Source organism: Streptomyces sp. NBC_01450 (assembly GCF_036227505.1).
Lineage (GTDB): Bacteria > Actinomycetota > Actinomycetes > Streptomycetales > Streptomycetaceae > Streptomyces.
In genome coordinates this window covers 4,113,663-4,129,444 of record NZ_CP109480.1, presented here as the reverse complement: position 1 = coordinate 4,129,444, position 15,782 = coordinate 4,113,663, and the positions used below count along the sequence as shown (strand labels likewise).

General features: G+C 70.1%; 18 protein-coding genes. 12 read left to right on the top strand and 6 right to left on the bottom strand.

All coding sequences use genetic code 11. From position 1 onward, the window contains the following. The first annotated feature begins 365 nt into the window (after positions 1-365). On the top strand, positions 366-1,691 hold the full coding sequence (locus OG568_RS18325; protein ID WP_329532357.1) for an MFS transporter: 1,326 nt from the start codon (positions 366-368) through the stop codon (positions 1,689-1,691). Here OG568_RS18325 and OG568_RS18320 read toward each other — a convergent pair. The 4 genes from OG568_RS18320 to OG568_RS18305 form a co-directional block, all read right to left on the bottom strand. After that, complete coding sequence (locus OG568_RS18320) at positions 1,597-2,073, bottom strand: MarR family winged helix-turn-helix transcriptional regulator (protein ID WP_054233196.1); 477 nt, start codon at positions 2,071-2,073, stop codon at positions 1,597-1,599. The two genes, OG568_RS18325 and OG568_RS18320, sit on opposite strands and share 95 nt — an antisense overlap. 92 nt (positions 2,074-2,165) lie before the next feature. After that, positions 2,166-2,975, bottom strand: coding sequence for an AIM24 family protein (locus OG568_RS18315; RefSeq protein WP_443077688.1), 810 nt, complete (start codon positions 2,973-2,975; stop codon positions 2,166-2,168). Continuing rightward, positions 2,972-3,622: an AIM24 family protein gene (locus OG568_RS18310; RefSeq protein ID WP_329532356.1), complete on the bottom strand. Its 651-nt coding sequence runs from the start codon at positions 3,620-3,622 to the stop codon at positions 2,972-2,974. The genes OG568_RS18315 and OG568_RS18310 overlap by 4 nt, the downstream gene beginning before the upstream one ends. A gap of 1 nt (position 3,623) precedes the next feature. Further along, entirely contained in the window at positions 3,624-4,256 is a 633-nt protein-coding gene (locus tag OG568_RS18305; protein ID WP_329532355.1) for an AIM24 family protein, read from the bottom strand. A gap of 213 nt (positions 4,257-4,469) precedes the next feature. Between OG568_RS18305 and OG568_RS18300 the strand changes: the two genes are divergently transcribed. The 5 genes from OG568_RS18300 (at position 4,470) to OG568_RS18280 (ending at position 7,315) form a co-directional block, all read left to right on the top strand. Then, a complete protein-coding gene (locus OG568_RS18300; RefSeq protein WP_266585855.1) occupies positions 4,470-4,817 on the top strand; it encodes a DUF3817 domain-containing protein in 348 nt (115 codons plus the stop codon). Further along, on the top strand, positions 4,814-5,107 hold the full coding sequence (locus tag OG568_RS18295; protein ID WP_014176340.1) for an MTH1187 family thiamine-binding protein: 294 nt from the start codon (positions 4,814-4,816) through the stop codon (positions 5,105-5,107). Before OG568_RS18300 ends, OG568_RS18295 begins: the two co-directional genes overlap by 4 nt. 149 nt (positions 5,108-5,256) lie before the next feature. Further along, positions 5,257-6,006 carry a hypothetical protein gene (locus OG568_RS18290; protein WP_329532354.1) on the top strand — a complete coding sequence of 250 codons (750 nt, stop codon included), beginning with the start codon at positions 5,257-5,259 and terminating at the stop codon, positions 6,004-6,006. A gap of 23 nt (positions 6,007-6,029) precedes the next feature. Further along, positions 6,030-6,686 (top strand): DUF4166 domain-containing protein, encoded by a 657-nt coding sequence (locus OG568_RS18285; protein ID WP_329536379.1) that lies wholly within the window; start codon positions 6,030-6,032, stop codon positions 6,684-6,686. Continuing rightward, positions 6,683-7,315 carry a TetR/AcrR family transcriptional regulator gene (locus OG568_RS18280; protein WP_329532353.1) on the top strand — a complete coding sequence of 211 codons (633 nt, stop codon included), beginning with the start codon at positions 6,683-6,685 and terminating at the stop codon, positions 7,313-7,315. The genes OG568_RS18285 and OG568_RS18280 overlap by 4 nt, the downstream gene beginning before the upstream one ends. 20 nt (positions 7,316-7,335) lie before the next feature. On the opposite strand, the gene OG568_RS18275 is transcribed toward OG568_RS18280, so the two are convergent. Then, the gene (locus tag OG568_RS18275; RefSeq protein ID WP_329532352.1) at positions 7,336-8,322 is read right to left on the bottom strand and encodes an ArsR/SmtB family transcription factor; all 987 of its coding nucleotides are present in this window, start codon (positions 8,320-8,322) and stop codon (positions 7,336-7,338) included. 84 nt (positions 8,323-8,406) lie between these two features. Here OG568_RS18275 and OG568_RS18270 point away from each other — a divergent pair, with 84 nt between their 5' ends. The 4 genes from OG568_RS18270 (at position 8,407) to OG568_RS18255 (ending at position 12,474) form a co-directional block, all read left to right on the top strand. Then, positions 8,407-9,750 carry an MFS transporter gene (locus OG568_RS18270; RefSeq protein ID WP_329532351.1) on the top strand — a complete coding sequence of 448 codons (1,344 nt, stop codon included), beginning with the start codon at positions 8,407-8,409 and terminating at the stop codon, positions 9,748-9,750. 11 nt (positions 9,751-9,761) lie between these two features. Beyond that, positions 9,762-10,271, top strand: a complete 510-nt coding sequence (locus OG568_RS18265; protein ID WP_266431326.1) for a MarR family winged helix-turn-helix transcriptional regulator — start codon at positions 9,762-9,764, stop codon at positions 10,269-10,271. Positions 10,272-10,360: 89 nt separating this feature from the next. Continuing rightward, the gene (locus tag OG568_RS18260) at positions 10,361-10,699 is read left to right on the top strand and encodes a DUF3817 domain-containing protein (protein WP_266431323.1); all 339 of its coding nucleotides are present in this window, start codon (positions 10,361-10,363) and stop codon (positions 10,697-10,699) included. 74 nt (positions 10,700-10,773) lie between these two features. Then, positions 10,774-12,474 carry an acyl-CoA mutase large subunit family protein gene (locus tag OG568_RS18255; RefSeq protein ID WP_266431321.1) on the top strand — a complete coding sequence of 567 codons (1,701 nt, stop codon included), beginning with the start codon at positions 10,774-10,776 and terminating at the stop codon, positions 12,472-12,474. 124 nt (positions 12,475-12,598) lie between these two features. On the opposite strand, the gene OG568_RS18250 is transcribed toward OG568_RS18255, so the two are convergent. Next, a complete protein-coding gene (locus OG568_RS18250; RefSeq protein ID WP_329532350.1) occupies positions 12,599-13,225 on the bottom strand; it encodes a TetR/AcrR family transcriptional regulator in 627 nt (208 codons plus the stop codon). Positions 13,226-13,503: 278 nt separating this feature from the next. On the opposite strand from OG568_RS18250, the gene OG568_RS18245 reads away from it, so the two are divergent. Both OG568_RS18245 and OG568_RS18240 read left to right on the top strand, forming a co-directional pair. Further along, the gene (locus OG568_RS18245; RefSeq protein WP_329532349.1) at positions 13,504-14,481 is read left to right on the top strand and encodes a tetratricopeptide repeat protein; all 978 of its coding nucleotides are present in this window, start codon (positions 13,504-13,506) and stop codon (positions 14,479-14,481) included. Between the two features lie 659 nt (positions 14,482-15,140). Continuing rightward, positions 15,141-15,770 (top strand): DUF6230 family protein, encoded by a 630-nt coding sequence (locus OG568_RS18240; protein WP_329532348.1) that lies wholly within the window; start codon positions 15,141-15,143, stop codon positions 15,768-15,770. The last annotated feature ends 12 nt before the right edge of the window (positions 15,771-15,782 follow it).

Below are 15,782 nucleotides of genomic sequence, written 5' to 3'. Positions count from 1 at the left end.
GGGGTTCCCTCGCCCCCGCCGCCCCTACCCGACCCATCCCGAACCTGGGGGCTCCGCCCCCAGACCCCCGGGTGGGTTCGTCGGCTCCGGGCGGGTGGGGGCTGGTCGCGCAGTTCCTCGCACCCCTGAAAGCCTCCACCTGGCCCGGGTCTTCAGCCCGTCCGGCGTGTGAGGACGAGGCCGTTCAGGCCGATGCGGGGGTGCAGGACACGCATGGTGTCGACTTCCCGTGCCTGCTGTTACGTTAAGGCGCATGTTCCTCCTCTTGGCATAGGGCCCGCCCAGGCCCGCGACGAACACCGGTGGGTGTGTCGTCGCGGCACTCAGGCGACCCCTTTCCGCCTCGTTGTTGAGGAACCCCGAACATGTCTGCGCCCTCGCCGCGGCCCTCGTACGCCGCGTTCTTCCGCATTCCCCACACCCGCCACACCTTCACCGCCGCCCTCATCGGCAGACTCTCGTACGGCATGGTCTCGCTGGCCATGATGCTCAGCGTGACCGAGGCCACCGGCTCGTACGCCGCCGCAGGCACGGTCATGGCGCTGTTCGGCGCGACGAGCGTGCTCCTGTCGCCGGCGAGGGCGGCCCTGATCGACCGCCATGGCCCCCGCCGCGCCCTCATCCCGATGGCCTCGTTCTACGCCGTCCTGCTCGCGGCCCTCGCGACCGCGGCCTGGCGGCCCGGAACACCGGTACCCGCGCTCGGCGCCCTCGCGGTCGCCGCGGGCGCCTGTACGCCGCCCCTCGGCCCCACGGTGCGCGCCCTGTGGGGCGAGGTCATCGAGGACAAGCGGGTCCTGCAGCGGGCGTACAGCCTGGACGGGATCGCCGAGGAGATCCTCTTCGTCTCGGGTCCGCTGCTGGTGGGCGCGGTCGTCCGGTTCGCACCGCCGGCCGCCGCGCTCGCGCTCTGCGCCCTGCTGGTGTGGGCCGGAACCCTCGCCTTCGTCCTGTCGCCGGCCGTGGCGGGCGTACGTCCGGCTGTCACGAAGCCGACCCCGCGCCCGGGACACCGCTTCCGCGGCGGGCGCGCGCTCCTGCAGCCCGTCGCCGTCGCGGCGGGTGTCGGCCTGTCCGTGGGAGCCGTCGAACTTCTGGTGATGGCCTTCGCCGCACAGAGCCATCACGGGAACGACGTGGTGGCCTGGGTGCTCGCCGCACTGTCGCTGGGCAGCGCCCTGGGCGGCGTCCTGAACGGAGCCGTGGACTGGCGCACACCCGCACGGGTACGCCTGCCGCTGCTGGCCGGCGGCCTGGGCCTCGCCCTGCTGGGCGCGGGCCTCGCTCCCGGCCTCGGCACCCTGACCGTCGCGGTGGCCTGTGCCGGTTTCTTCGTCGCCCCGGCTCTCACCACGTCCTACCTGATCGCCGACGAGGCGGCCCCGCCCGGCCGCCGTACCCAGGCCGGTGCCTGGGTCAACGCAGCGGTGAACGCCGGAAGCGCGGGCGGCACCGCGGGAGTGGGCCTTCTGGTGGGCCACCTGCCTCTGGGCCTCTGCTTCGCCCTGTCGGGGGCGGTGGCGGTGGCGGCGGGACTCCTCTCCGTGCGCCAGGCGGGCCCGCGCCCCAGAAGGGCGCGGGGAACCCGGCGGAGCGTTACGGCTTACCCCGCTGCCCCCGCAGATGCTCCGCGATCGGCCGCAGCGACTTGTGCAGCTCCTCCAGGGCCTCCGGGGACAGCAGGTCCATGAAGTGCCTGCGTACGGACGCCACGTGGTGCGGGGCGACCTTCTTCATCGTCTCCATGCCATGCTCGGTGAGGACGGCGAACAGTCCTCGGCGGTCGGACTCGCAGTTCTCGCGCCGGACCAGGTCCGCGTTCTCCATGCGGGTGATCTGGTGCGAGAGCCGGCTCTTGGACTGAAGGGTGGCGGCCGCGAGGTCGCTCATCCGCAGCCGGAAGCCTTCCGACTCGGAGAGGTTCACCAGGATCTCGTAGTCGTTCATCGTCAGCCCGAACGGCTGCAGATCCCTTTCGAGCTGGTACGTCAACAGCCTGTTGACCTCCAGGTGGGTGCGCCAGGCGCACTGCTCCGCATCGGTCAGCCAGCGCGTGGCCGTCTCGGTCTCCATAAGTGAAGTCTACCTAAAATGTTGAAATGCGAACTAGTGAGGGTGGTGTGACTACGCGCACGCGTTCGACGTCACACTCCGCAGACTACCGCTCACAGACCGAAGCGACGCTGGAGGTCTCCGAGCTGTCCGGGAAGGCGCGGTGTGCCGGCTTGCTGACCGTACTGTCCCTGGTGGCCGGGTGCCCCGCCGCCGCCGGGCACGCCCGGCTCGTGCGGAACCGCCCCCGTGGCCTGCTCGGCCATGAGGACCTCCGTGGACTGCAGCAGCACCGTGCCGGCCCCTACGAACTCGAACTGATGCTCCTCTCCGGAGGCCCCGCCGAGGCCTGTCAGTGCACGTAGACCGCCCATGAGGCCTGTCATGTACCCGTGGTCGTAGTGATGGCACGGGGACGGGCAGTCGGCCCAGCCGACAAGCGCTTGCGGATCCACCCGGATGGGAGGCTCCATGAACACCACCGGACCGTTAGAGGCCGCCACGAACTTGCCGGTTCCGATCAGCGTCAGAAAGCCCGGCACGATCGACTGCTTGAGCGCCAGACTTGGCTGAAAAGCGAGCAGGTTGCCAGTGCGAATGGTCAGGTTGCCCTCGTCCAAGTCGTACGAATTCACGTCGAAGGCCCGGTCGGCGAGGAGCATCTTGCCCGAGCCCTCCGCCACCACCCAGTCGCTCGCGTGCAGAGGCGAATGGAAGGAAGTGCGCACGAGACGGTCCAGCCGGCCGTGCCCGATGCCGTTGAAGTCCATCGACCCGTAGTAGGCGATCATCTTGCCCTTCTGCAGGAACCACTGGCTCCCCTTGAGCTCCACGCAGAAGGTGTACTTGTTGACGTTGTCGTCGACCGGCAGGGTCATCGGGTCGTAGATCACCGGGCCGTCCGGGGTCCCGTACGCGCTCACAGCTTCTCCTCCGAGGCCTGGACGTACACCGCACCACTGCCGCTCAGCTCCAGCTGGAACGCCTCGCCCGAGCCGCGGCCCACCATGTCGCGCCAGCCGAGCGCCGTGGACAGCTTGTTGCGTACGTCACCGTGGTGCGCTACGTACGCCTGGGGGTCCACATGGATGGGGCGCTGGGGGGAGATGGGGACCTCGATCACGCCCCCGTGGGCCATCACGGCCACCGCGCCGTGCCCCTTGAGAGTGGTCGTGAAGAGCCCCTGGCCCGTCACCTGGCCGCGGACCATGCCCATGACCCCGCCCTGCGAGCCGAGGAACATCGTGCCCTGCTGGAGGGTGCCGTCGAAGGCCAGCAGCCGGTCCGCCTCGACGTACAGGGTGTCGCCCGTCAGGTTGATCACCTGGATGTGATGGCCCCCGTGCCCGAAGAAGACCGTGCCGCTGCCCTCGACGGTCATCAACGGGGTGGCCTCATTGGCGACCCGGCGGCCGATCATCGACATGACCCCGCCCTGGCCGCCCTGGACGTTGGGCGTGAAGGAGACGTCGCCCTTGTAGGCGAGCATCGCGCCGCGCTGACTGAACAGGCGCTGGCCGGGCAGGACCGTCGCCTCGATCATCTTGGAGTTCACTTCGCGGAACGGCATGTCACAGGTCCCCCGCGATCGTGTTGCGCTCGCTGGGCTGCACGTAGACCAGTCCGTCGCCCTCGAAACGGATCTGGAAGGCCTCGCCGCCGCCCTCGCCCATGAATGTGCGGAAGGTCACGCCGACCTGGAAGGACTGCCGCACATTGCCCTGGTGCGCGATGTACGCCCCCGGGTCGACCGTCAGCGGGTACTGGGAGCTGACGCGCAGCACCACCGCCGGGCCGTCGGACGTGATCGCCGCCTGGCCGTGGCCCTCGACGGTGGTCGTGAACAGCCCGTTGCCCTGGGAGGCGCCCCTGAGGCCCGTGAAGGACGTGCCCGTCCTCAGACCCGCGTCGGTCGCGAGCAGGTTGCTCGACTCGACGTACAGCTTGTCCCCCTGGAGACTCACCAGGTTGATCTCGGAGGCCCGGTCCGCGAACCAGCAGGTCCCGTGCCCCTTCACCTCCATCACCGTCATCTGCTCACCGGTGATGCGCCGGGTCACCATCCCGCGGATCCCCTCCCCACCGCCGCTCAGCTTCTTGAACGCCATCTGACCGTCGTACGCGACCATCGAGCCGTTCTTCGCCTTCACGGCGTCCCCGGTCATGTCGACGGCCAGCACCTTGCTGCCTTGAAGTCGGAACATCGCCACGTGGTGAAGGTAGCGGCAGGGCGGGGGCGCGGACAGGGCCCAGAGGTTGATCTCACCCCTGAGCGGACCCTTAGGGGCCAAGCGGACACATCGCCCCGTACCCCGGAGCGGGAGTACTCGGGCTCGGATGCCACAATGGTGGACGCTTGTGCTTGCGTTCACAAAGCGGCTCCCCGCCGAAAGCGAATCTCCCACCGAAGGTGACCCGTGGACATTAAGACCGCCACCGCCCTCCGCCGCCTCCGCCTGGTCTCGGCCCCCGAGGCCGTCTCCTTCCTGCTGCTGCTCCTCTGCTCGGTGCTGAAGCGGACCACGGACTTCAACGGGGTGCCCGTCATGGGCTCCATCCACGGGATCCTCTTCATCCTGTACGTGATCTTCTGGGCGGACGCCTGGAGCCGTGCCAAGTGGGCCAAGAAGACGGCGGCCCTCTACTTCGTCCTCTCCGTGCTGCCCACCGGCGGTTTCTTCGCCGAGCGCAAGCTCCGGCGCGAGACCGAGGACGCGGTCATCGCCTCCCGTGCCCGCCGTGAGGGAGTCGTGGAGTCCTCATGATCGTCGCTTTCTCCGTGACGCCTCTGGGTGTCGGCGAGGACGTGGGGGAGTACGTCGCCGACGCCGTCCGGGTCGTCCGTGAATCGGGGCTGCCGAACCGCACCGACGCCATGTTCACCTCCATCGAGGGGGAGTGGGACGAGGTGATGGACGTGGTCAAGCGCGCCGTCGCCGCCGTCGAGGCACGGGCGCCGCGCGTCTCCGTCGTCCTGAAGGCGGACATCCGGCCCGGTGTGACGGACGGTCTGACCTCCAAGGTGGAGACGGTGGAGCGGCACCTGTCCGCGTAGGCCTTCGCCGAGAACACCCGAAACCCCGGTCCTGTGGGCCGGGGTTTTTCGCGTCCGACCGTTTGAGCGATCGCTCAAACCCCGGTAATCTCAGGCGCGATCGATTGAGCGAACGCTCAAGAGTGGTCACTGATCTGGGGGTTCGGTAAATGGGGCTCTACGTAGAGACACATGTACGAGGCGATCTCGACGACCTGTGGGCACGGACGCAGGACCCCGCGCAGCATCAGCGCTGGGACCTGAGGTTCACCTCCATCGACTACCTCCCGCGCACCGAGGGTGAGCCCCAGGGCTTCCGGTACGCCACCCGGCTGCTGCCCTTCCTGACCGTCGCCGGGACGGGCGCCTGCGCCGGGGAGAAGGAGCGCCCGGACGGCACCCGCACCTCCGCCCTGCGCTTCGCCTCCCCGCACCCGCTCTCCCTCCTCGCCGAGGGCAGCGGCTACTGGCGCTACGTCCCCGACGCCGACGGCGTCCGCTTCCTCACCGGCTACGACTACCGCCCGCGCTGGGGCCGCTTCGGAGCCGTGGCCGACCGGCTCGTCTTCCGTCCCCTCATCGGCTGGGCCACGGCCTGGTCCTTCGACCGGCTGCGGATCTGGCTGGAGCGGGGCATCACGCCGGAGAGAGCGCTGCGCCACTGGCTCGCCGAGTGCGCGGTGCGCGGCCTCGTCCTCCTGGCCGCCTGCTCGGGCACGGTGTACGGCGCGCTCGTGGACGCGGCGGGCCCGCTGGCGCCGCTCGCCCTCTACTCGACCCCCGTAGTGGCTGTCCTCGCCGCCCTCCTGGCCCTCTTCACGCCCCCGCTGCCCGGCACCCCGGCCGCCCGCCGCTGCGTGCGCACCCCGATCGCGCAGGCCCGTGCCCCGCGCGTCCTCGCCACCCTGGAGCAGCGGTGACACCCTCCATCTTCCGCACCGCGATGGGCGCCGACTTCGACCGCCTCCACCCCGAGCTGCGGCGGCGCTTCTCCGTGGGCCTGGCCGGCGGGGAGGCCTGCACCGGCCACGGCGTCATGGAGCGCATCTGGCACGGGAGGAGCTTCGTGAAGCCGTTCCTGGCCCTCGGCGGCACCCGCAACATCCTCGTCCCGCGCGCCGGACGCAATGTCCCCTTCATGATCGAGAACGTGCCCTACGCCGACACCTTCGGCCGTGAGACGGTGAGCTTCGTGCGCACCTTCGACCTGCCCGGCCGCCCTCGCCGCTTCGACGCCCAGATGGTGCTGAGCCCCAAGGGTGACCGCGTCCTCGACTACCTAGGCACCCACCAGCACCTCGCCAGCGACCTGCACCTGAGCGCCGAGCCCGACGGATCCCTGCTGATCCGCTCCGGCGAACACCGCTTCCGGGAGGGCCCGGTGGACGTGCGCGTCCCCGAACTCATCGGCGCCGACGCCGAGGTGCGCGAGTCCTACGACGACTCCACCGGCCGCTTCCGCATCCGGGTCCGGGTCGAAAACCGGCGCTTCGGCCCGCTCTTCGGCTACGAGGGCACCTTCCGGGCGACGTACACCGACGTCCGTACCCGCGGGGTACGGCCCGGGCTGCGGCCCGTCCGCGAGGAGGCGCGCGCATGAGCGAGGCGACCCGGACGAAGCTGCTGGAGGGCGCCCTGAGAACGCTCACCGAGCAGGGGATCGCGAAGACCTCGGCCCGTACGATCGCGGCGACCGCCGGGGTCAACCAGGCCCTCGTCTTCTACCACTTCGGGTCCGTCGACGAGTTGCTGTCGGCCGCGGTCCGGTACGGGGCCGAGCAGCGGGTCGCGCTCTACCGGGAACGGCTCGCCGAGGTCGGGTCACTGGCCGAACTCCTCGCGTTCGGGCGGGAGATGCACGAGGTGGAGCGGGCCGAGGGGCATGTCGCCGTCCTCGGGCAACTCCTCGCGGGGGCGCAGACGGACGCACGTCTGGCGCCGGCCACCTCGGCGGGGCTGGACCTGTGGATCACGGAGATCGAGCGGGTCCTGGTCCGGGTCCTCGCACCGACCCCGCTCGGCGAGTTCGCGGATCCGGCCGGGCTGGCCCGTGCCGTCGCCGCGTCCTTCGTCGGCATCGAGCTGTACGAGGGGGTCGACCCCGGGGGCTCCCGGGCCGCTCTCGACGCCCTGGAGCAACTGGCCGCCCTGGTCACGGCCCTCGACACCCTCGGCCCGGTCGCCCAACGGGCCATCCGCCACCACCTGCGCCGCACCACGCGCGGCTGACCGGGGCGACGCGGGGCGGGCTATCGCTCCGGACCCGACGCCAGCGCCATCCCCAGCGGGGTGCGTTCGTACAGCACCTGGTGGCCGTAGCGGCGTGAGGTGAGCAGGCCTCCGGCGCGCAGGACCGTGAGGTGGGCGGAGACGGACGACGGGGCGAGGCGGAGGCGGTGGGCGAGGGCTGTCGTGGTGGTGGGTTCGTCCAGGGCCGTGAGGACGGTGGCCCTGCCCCGTCCCAGGAGTCGTACGAGGGCGTCGGGGGTGTGGTCCGTCGGTTCGGCCCACAGACCGCCGATGCCCCGGGCGGGGTAGGCGAGCGTGGGCTGCCAGGGAGGATCGAAGGAACTGACCACCTCCGGCCAGATGAAGACGCTGGGCACCAGGATCAGGCCCTGGCCCGCGAGGTCCCGCTCGTGCCGGCCCTTCCACTCGATGGTCAGCGTGTGGGAGCGCCAGCCGAACCGACGGTCGATCTCCGGCAGCAGCCCGCCCAGACCGACCTCCGCGAGCCGCCGCGAGTGGAACGCGACGTCCGCCTCCAGCAGGGCGCGCAGCCGCGGCCAGTCCGGCTCGACGAGCGCGTGCCAGGCCGTCTCCATCAGGTCGGCCAGCTCCTGGACCATGCGTATCGGGTCCTTCAACAGCGACCGGCCGCGAAACGATTCGAGGGCACCTGGAGTGTCCGCGAGTGACCTCGCGGTCTCCTCGCGGGCCGCCTCGGGGTCGGCCGCGCGGACCGCCGCGATCTCCTCCTCGAAGGTGGCGGCAGGACCGATCGGAGGCGGGCAGAGCCAGTCGGGGCAGTAGCCGCGCTGCGGCATCAGCAGCCACAGCGGTGTGAGGTCGAGTCCGTCGGCCGCCGCGCGGATACGGCGCAGCCAGTGCGCGTGGTAGCCGTGCCGCGCGGGACGGTTGAGCGTGCGGACCGCCTCCTGCGTCTCCCACAGGGGTGACACCGCGAAACGGCAGTTGAGGAGGTCGTCCTCCCCGAAGTGCAGAAGGGAAGGCAAGGAAGGACACCTCCTGAAGAACTGAAGATTCGGCTGGAGCCGAAACTCTACGGCCCGGCCCGACGGGTGAGCACGCTGTTGCCCATGCCGGAAGCAGAGATGAAGGGCACGACGTCGCTGCCCGATCCACCGAACGCCCCACCGGAAGTCCCGTCGAACGCGCCCGAAGCCACGGGCTACGGCCCCGTCTTCGCCGTACGGGAGTTCCGCGCCGTCTTCGCCGCCCACGCGTTCTCGCTGGTCGGGCTCATCGTCAGCGAGCTCGCCCTGTCCGTCCTGGTCTACGACCTGACGGGCTCACCGCTGATGAGCGCCCTGACGTTCGCGCTCGGCTTCCTCCCCTACCTCATCGGTGGAACCCTCCTCGCCGGCGCGGCGGACCGCTTCCCGGCCCGCCGGATTCTCGTCGTGTGCGACCTGGTGTGCGCGGGCTGCGTGGCCGTCATGGTGGTGCCGGGCGCGCCCATCGCCGTACTGCTGGCCATGCGCTGCGCCCTCGCCGTGGTCTCACCGCTCTTCCAGGGGGCGCGGACGGCGACGCTGACCGATGTTCTCGGCGAGGGCGATCTGTTCGTGCTGGGCCGCTCCCTGCTGCGGATCGTCTCGCAGGGCGCGCTGCTCGCCGGGTTCGGGCTCGGCGGCGTGCTGCTCACCGTCGTGTCACCGCGGGGTGCGCTGTTCATCACGGTGTGCACCTTCCTGACCTCCGCCGCGGTGCTGCGGTTCGGCACCCGGCGGCGGCCCGCGCGGGCCCGTCAGGGTGGTGCGCTGGTGAAGGACTCGCTCCGCGGTACCCGCCGCGTCCTCGCCGACCGGCGGGTACGGGCCCTGCTCCTGCTGTTCTGGGTGCCACCGATGTTCGCCGTCGCGCCGGAGGCGCTGGCCGCGCCCTACGCCGACGGGCTCGGCGTCGGATCGGCCGGGCTCGGCCTGCTGATGTGCGCCCTGCCGGTCGGCACGATCGCGGGGGAGCTGTACGCGGGATCGAGGCTGCGGCCCGCGACCCGCACCCGCCTCGCCCTCCCGCTCGTCTGCGTCACCCTGCTGCCGTACGTCGGCTACGTCCTGCGGCCGGACCTCGGCTGGTCGCTGGCCCTGCTGCTGCTCGCGGGCACCGGATCCGCGTACTCGCTGGGCCTGGACCAGTGGTTCGTGCGGGCCGTGCCCGAGGAACTGCGAGGGCGCGCGATGACCCTGAACACCGCGGGGCTGATGACCGTCCAGGGGGTGGGGATGGCGCTGTCGGGGGTGGTGGCGGAGTTCGCCGGGGTGCGGGCGACGGTCGCGGGCGCGGGGGTGCTCGGCACCGTCTGCTGTGTCCTGCTGGCGGTGGAGGCGCGGCGTACGGAGGGGGCCGCGACCCCCGCCGTCCAGGGGGCCGGGACCGAAAGGCGAGACGGGGCTGACCAGCATATGACCGGCGGGTAAGGTCTTATGCCGTGCCGAAGCCGCTCAGTCTTGCCTTCGATCCCATCGCCCGCGCCGACGAACTCTGGAAGCAGCGCTGGGGGTCCGTGCCGTCCATGGCCGCGATCACCTCGATCATGCGCGCGCACCAGATCCTGCTCGCCGAGGTCGACGCGGTCGTCAAGCCGTACGGACTGACCTTCGCGCGCTATGAGGCACTGGTCCTGCTCACCTTCTCCAAGGCCGGCGAGCTCCCGATGTCCAAGATCGGCGAGCGCCTCATGGTGCACCCGACCTCCGTCACGAACACCGTGGACCGGCTGGTGAAGTCGGGGCTCGTCGACAAGCGGCCCAACCCCAACGACGGGCGCGGCACGCTCGCCTCCATCACCGAGAAGGGCCGCGAGGTCTGCGACGCGGCGACCCGCGACCTGATGGCGATGGACTTCGGGCTCGGGGCCTACGACTCCGAGGAGTGCGCGGAGATCTTCGCGATGCTGCGGCCCCTGCGCATCGCCGCGAGCGACTTCGACGAGCAATAGACGAGCAATAGACGAGGAACAGAGAAAAGAGGCGCGTCGGAGCGGGGGTGCACGTAGATCGCGCAAATGGGGTCGTTACGCTCATCCCCATGAAGAAGAGCGTGCTGACCCGCTACCGCGTGATGGCCTACGTCACCGGTGTGCTGCTGGTCCTGCTGACCCTCGGTGTGATCGCCAAGTACGTGTTCCAGATGGACGGTGCCGTGGACTTCACCCGCGTCGTCGCCATCGCGCACGGCTGGCTGTACGTCGTCTACCTGGTCTTCGCCTTCGACCTGGGCGCCAAGGCGAAGTGGCCGGTGGGCAAGCAGCTGTGGGTGCTGCTCGCGGGGACCATTCCGACGGCCGCGTTCTTCGTGGAGCGCAAGGTCACCCAGGAGCTGGACTCGAAGGTCGCGGAGGACTCTCCCGCGGTCGTCAAGGCGTAACCCCTACCGCCACGGGAGTGGTCCGTGGCGGTTCGCCATCGACATTTACTAGGACGTCCTAGTAAATTCGAAGCATGGACGCTGACGCCATCGAAGAGGGCCGCCGCCGCTGGCAGGCCCGGTACGACACCTCGCGCAAGCGTGAGGCCGACTTCACCACGCTCTCCGGTGATCCGGTGGAGCCGGTGTACGGGCCGCGGCCGGGGGACAGGTACGACGGCTTCGAGCGGATCGGCTGGCCCGGTGAGTACCCCTTCACCCGCGGGCTGTACCCGACCGGCTACCGAGGGCGTACGTGGACGATCCGCCAGTTCGCCGGGTTCGGGAACGCGGAGCAGACGAACGAGCGCTACAAGATGATCCTCGCCGCGGGCGGCGGCGGACTGTCGGTCGCCTTCGACATGCCGACGCTCATGGGGCGCGACTCCGACGACCCGCGCTCCCTCGGCGAGGTCGGGCACTGCGGGGTCGCGATCGACTCGGCGGCCGACATGGAGGTCCTGTTCAAGGACATCCCGCTGGGCGACGTCACGACGTCGATGACGATCAGCGGACCGGCCGTACCCGTCTTCTGCATGTACCTGGTCGCGGCGGAACGGCAGGGCATCGACCCGTCGGTCCTGAACGGCACCCTCCAGACCGACATCTTCAAGGAGTACATCGCCCAGAAGGAGTGGCTCTTCCAGCCCGAGCCGCACCTGCGCCTCATCGGCGACCTGATGGAGCACTGCGCCGCGAAGATCCCCGCGTACAAGCCGCTGTCCGTCTCCGGATACCACATCCGGGAGGCCGGCTCCACGGCCGCGCAGGAGCTGGCGTACACGCTGGCGGACGGATTCGGCTACGTCGAACTGGGGCTCTCGCGCGGCCTGGACGTGGATGTCTTCGCCCCCGGTCTCTCCTTCTTCTTCGACGCGCACCTCGACTTCTTCGAGGAGATCGCCAAGTTCCGGGCGGCGCGGCGGATCTGGGCGCGGTGGATGCGGGACGTGTACGGGGCGAAGTCGGAGAAGGCGCAGTGGCTGCGCTTCCACACCCAGACCGCGGGTGTCTCGCTGACGGCGCAGCAGCCGTACAACAACGTCGTGCGTACGGCGGTGGAGGCGCTCGCGGCCGTTCTGGGCGGCACGAACTCGCTCCACACCAACGCGCTGGACGAGACGCTCGCGCTGCCGTCCGAGCAGGCCGCCGAGATCGCCCTGCGGACGCAGCAGGTGCTGATGGAGGAGACCGGCGTCGCCAACGTCGCCGACCCGCTGGGCGGTTCCTGGTACGTCGAGCAGCTCACCGACCGGATCGAGGCCGACGCGGAGAAGATCTTCGAGCAGATCAAGGAGCGGGGCCTGCGGGCGCATCCCGACGGACAGCACCCCATCGGTCCCATCACCTCGGGCATCCTCCGGGGCATCGAGGACGGCTGGTTCACCGGGGAGATCGCCGAGTCGGCGTTCCAGTACCAGCGGGCGTTGGAGAAGGGCGACAAGCGGGTGGTGGGCGTGAACGTCCATCACGGGTCCGTGACCGGGGATCTGGAGATCCTGCGGGTCAGCCACGAGGTGGAGCGGGAGCAGGTACGGGAGCTGGGCGTGCGGCGGGGCGGGCGCGACGACGCGCGCGTACGGGCCTGTCTGGACGCGATGCTCGCCGCCGCGCGGGACGGGTCGAACATGATCGCGCCCATGCTGGACGCGGTGCGGGCCGAGGCCACGCTCGGCGAGATCTGTGACGTGCTCCGGGACGAGTGGGGTGTGTACACGGAGCCGGCGGGCTTCTGACCCCCCTGGGGCTCCGCCCCGGCCCCCGTGTCGTCTTTTTCGACCGCGGGCCGGTGGGGGCTGGTCGCGCAGTTCCCCGCGCCCCTGAAAGCCTCAGCCCGTCCGGTGTTGGAGGAGGGCCGGGTCAGGTGGTGGGTGTCGCGCCGGTCAGGCCCAGGAGGAGCAGCTGGGTGAACGCGCGCACCCACTCCTCGTCGGCCGGCTCCGCACTGACGAGAGTGCGGTGCACCACCGCCCCCGCGACCACGTCGAAGATGAGATCCGCGGTGCGCGCGGCGACTTCGGGGTCGGACTCCGGAGGGAGCTCGCCGCGGGCGGTGGCCCGGGCCCGGCCCTCCACGACGAGCCGCTTCTGGCGGTCGACGATGGACGTGCGGATGCGTTCGCGCAGCGGCTCGTCACGGGTCGACTCGGCCACCACCGCCATCAGGGCCGTCGCGGTCTCGGGACGGTTCAGGAGCGCCGCGAACTGGAGCACCACGCCCTCGATGTCGGCGGCGAGGCTGCCGCGGTCGGGGAGTTCCAGTTCGTCGAAGAGGACGGCCACCGCGTCGACCACGAGCTCGCTCTTGCCCGCCCAGCGCCGGTAGAGGGTCGTCTTGGCGACCCCGGCCCGGGTCGCCACGTCCCCCAACGTCAGCTTGGACCAGCCCAGTTCGACCAGCGCCGCCCGCGTCGCCTCCAGGATCGCGGCATCCGCGGCAGCGCTGCGCGGGCGCCCCGTACGGGGAGCGGTAGTGCGACTCTGCATGTCAGGACCCTATCCGCCGCTCCCGGCGAGCAAATCAGGCGGTTGTGTGAAGCCGTGAGGGAGATCACCGGGGGGTTGCGGACAGGGGAGCCCCGGGACAGTTACGCTACGAGTCGTAGCGAAAGCTCGTACATGGTGACTCGTGGACGGGCGACAACCACTGGCGCCGGGTGGGGACCCGGCGCCCGGCAGTGCGGATCGAGTCGGGTCGCGTCGTAAAGCGGCCGGGCTTTCACAGCGCTTTTCACACGTGCGCGAGGAAGGGGGAGGATGTACTCATGCAGCCACGGAACATGTCCATGAGCGGAGTCGTCGACCTCGCCGCGGTGAAGGCGGCCCAGGAGGCCAAGGCGAAGGCGGAGCAGGCGCGCGCCGAAGCGGCCAGGCAGGGCGGCGGAGGCGGGGCCGTGTCTCCCGCCAGTCTCGTCATCGATGTCGACGAGGCGGGATTCGAGAGCGATGTCCTGCAGCGGTCCACCGAGGTTCCGGTCGTCATCGACTTCTGGGCCGAGTGGTGCGAGCCCTGCAAGCAACTGAGCCCGGTGCTCGAACGGCTGGCCGTCGAGTACAACGGACGGTTCGTCCTTGCCAAGATCGACGTCGATGCCAACCAGATGTTGATGCAGCAGTTCGGGATCCAGGGGATCCCGGCCGTGTTCGCCGTCGTGGCGGGGCAGGCGCTGCCGCTCTTCCAGGGGGCGGCCCCGGAGGCGCAGATCCGCGGGACCCTCGACCAGCTCGTCGAGGTCGCCGAGCAGCGCTTCGGCCTGACCGGCGTGACCGTCGACCCCGACGCCCAGCCCGACAGCGCCCCCGTGGCGCACGAGATGCCGGCGGGGCCCTACGACGTGCTCCTGGAGGCCGCTGTACAGGCCCTGGACGCCGGTGACTTGGGCGGTGCCGTGCAGGCGTACAAGAACGTGCTGAGCGACGACCCGGGCAACACGGAGGCCAAGCTCGGCCTCGCCCAGGCCGAGTTGCTGCAGCGCGTGCAGGGTGCCGACCCGCTCCAGGTGCGCAAGGACGCCGCCGAGAAGCCCAAGGACGTACAGGCGCAGATCGCGGCCGCGGACCTCGACCTGGTGGGCGGGCACGTCGAGGACGCGTTGGGGCGGCTCATCGACACGGTGCAGCGCACGGCGGGCGACGACCGCGATGCCGTACGGCTGCGGCTGTTGGAGCTCTTCGAGGTCGTGGGAGCCGACGATCCGCGGGTGATCGGGGCGCGCCGGGCGCTCGCCAGGGCGCTGTTCTGATCGGCTCCCGGACCGGGTCCCGACCGGTGTGCTGACCTGTTCCTAAACGCCGGGGCGTGTGATGCCCAGGTGAAAGATTTGCCGAGAGAGCGGCAGGTGGCCGCGCTTTATCAAATCTTGGTAAACGCGGCCGCTGTTACTGGGAGTAAGTCAGAGGCGTTGATCTGTCGGTTTCTGTCCGTGGATCAACTGTTTTGGTGTCACCCTCGACACCACCCAGAGTTGTCGACCGATACCGGCGGGTCGTTGTTCGGTTATCCGGCCGTTACTAGCCAGTAACGAACCCCCTTGTGCGGGCGGCCAGAATGCACCACGATCGGCGACGCTCGGTCCATTCCCCCCTACTCCGACAGCCAATCGGGTCAAGGGGTTTTCTGGGTCCCCACCGGGTAGGGGCGGCGGCAGTGGCGCCGGCCCTTGGGCAGGGGGGTCTTTGCCGTTCGGCGGAGCCTGTCCAGCAGGTTGTGCGTGATGTGTGTCAGGCGCGACCAGTGGTTGTCGCTCGGGGGTGATCGCCGGTGATTTCGGGCGCGGTTGGCGCTCGATGAGTACGGGCGCTCTCCTTCCCGAGGACGTAGCACTTCTCCCATCCCTGCCCGGCTGAGCCGCCGACATGGGTCAGTCAGGGCCAGGAGATGTACGTCCGAGAAGGAGGAAATATGGAGTCCCAGGTGCGTGGCGGGACCAGATGGAAGCGGTTCGCGGTCGTGATGGTGCCCAGCGTGGCCGCCACGGCAGCGATAGGTGTCGCCCTCGCGCAGGGCGCTCTCGCCGCGTCGTTCAGTGTGTCCGGCCAGTCGTTCAAGGTCACGGCCGACAAGCTCGTGGGTACGGGCTTCTCGCAGTACGGGGCCATTGACTCGGGGTACACCCTCGACGGCAAGAAGACGGCTCACCCGGTCGCGGTGTCGGCGTTCAGCAGCGCCGAGATCACGAACATGTGCCAGTCCGTGGTCACCCCGAACATCCCGCTGCTCGGCTCGGTGAGTCTGACGCTGAAGGCGGGTGGCGAGGGTACGCCGGTCCAGGCCGACAACCTCTACATCGATGTCGAGGACCTCAGCGCCGACGCGGTGTTCGAGGGCATCCGGATCGGTGTGGCCGGCAAGGACCTCAAGGGTGCCGGTATCAAGAGCGGCGACGCCGCGAACCCGTTCGGGTTCGGACAGGACGCCGACAAGGCCACGCTGACCGGCGTGAAGCAGACGGCGTGGGCGACCACCGCCGGTACGTTCAAGCTCAGCGGCCTGAAGATGTCGCTGTCCACGGGCGTCAAGGAGTGCTACTAGGCACTCCGGGGG

Bases quoted from the DNA above. Each gene is read 5' to 3' on its own strand.
- OG568_RS18325 (WP_329532357.1), top strand. From the start codon at position 366: ATGTCTGCGCCCTCGCCGCGGCCCTCGTACGCCGCGTTCTTCCGCATT.
- OG568_RS18320 (WP_054233196.1), bottom strand. From the start codon at position 2,073: ATGGAGACCGAGACGGCCACGCGCTGGCTGACCGATGCGGAGCAGTGC.
- OG568_RS18310 (WP_329532356.1), bottom strand. From the start codon at position 3,622: ATGCCGTTCCGCGAAGTGAACTCCAAGATGATCGAGGCGACGGTCCTG.
- OG568_RS18305 (WP_329532355.1), bottom strand. From the start codon at position 4,256: ATGTTCCGACTTCAAGGCAGCAAGGTGCTGGCCGTCGACATGACCGGG.
- OG568_RS18295 (WP_014176340.1), top strand. From the start codon at position 4,814: ATGATCGTCGCTTTCTCCGTGACGCCTCTGGGTGTCGGCGAGGACGTG.
- OG568_RS18290 (WP_329532354.1), top strand. From the start codon at position 5,257: ATGGGGCTCTACGTAGAGACACATGTACGAGGCGATCTCGACGACCTG.
- OG568_RS18285 (WP_329536379.1), top strand. From the start codon at position 6,030: ATGGGCGCCGACTTCGACCGCCTCCACCCCGAGCTGCGGCGGCGCTTC.
- OG568_RS18280 (WP_329532353.1), top strand. From the start codon at position 6,683: ATGAGCGAGGCGACCCGGACGAAGCTGCTGGAGGGCGCCCTGAGAACG.
- OG568_RS18270 (WP_329532351.1), top strand. From the start codon at position 8,407: ATGCCGGAAGCAGAGATGAAGGGCACGACGTCGCTGCCCGATCCACCG.
- OG568_RS18260 (WP_266431323.1), top strand. From the start codon at position 10,361: ATGAAGAAGAGCGTGCTGACCCGCTACCGCGTGATGGCCTACGTCACC.
- OG568_RS18255 (WP_266431321.1), top strand. From the start codon at position 10,774: ATGGACGCTGACGCCATCGAAGAGGGCCGCCGCCGCTGGCAGGCCCGG.
- OG568_RS18250 (WP_329532350.1), bottom strand. From the start codon at position 13,225: ATGCAGAGTCGCACTACCGCTCCCCGTACGGGGCGCCCGCGCAGCGCT.
- OG568_RS18245 (WP_329532349.1), top strand. From the start codon at position 13,504: ATGCAGCCACGGAACATGTCCATGAGCGGAGTCGTCGACCTCGCCGCG.
- OG568_RS18240 (WP_329532348.1), top strand. From the start codon at position 15,141: ATGGAGTCCCAGGTGCGTGGCGGGACCAGATGGAAGCGGTTCGCGGTC.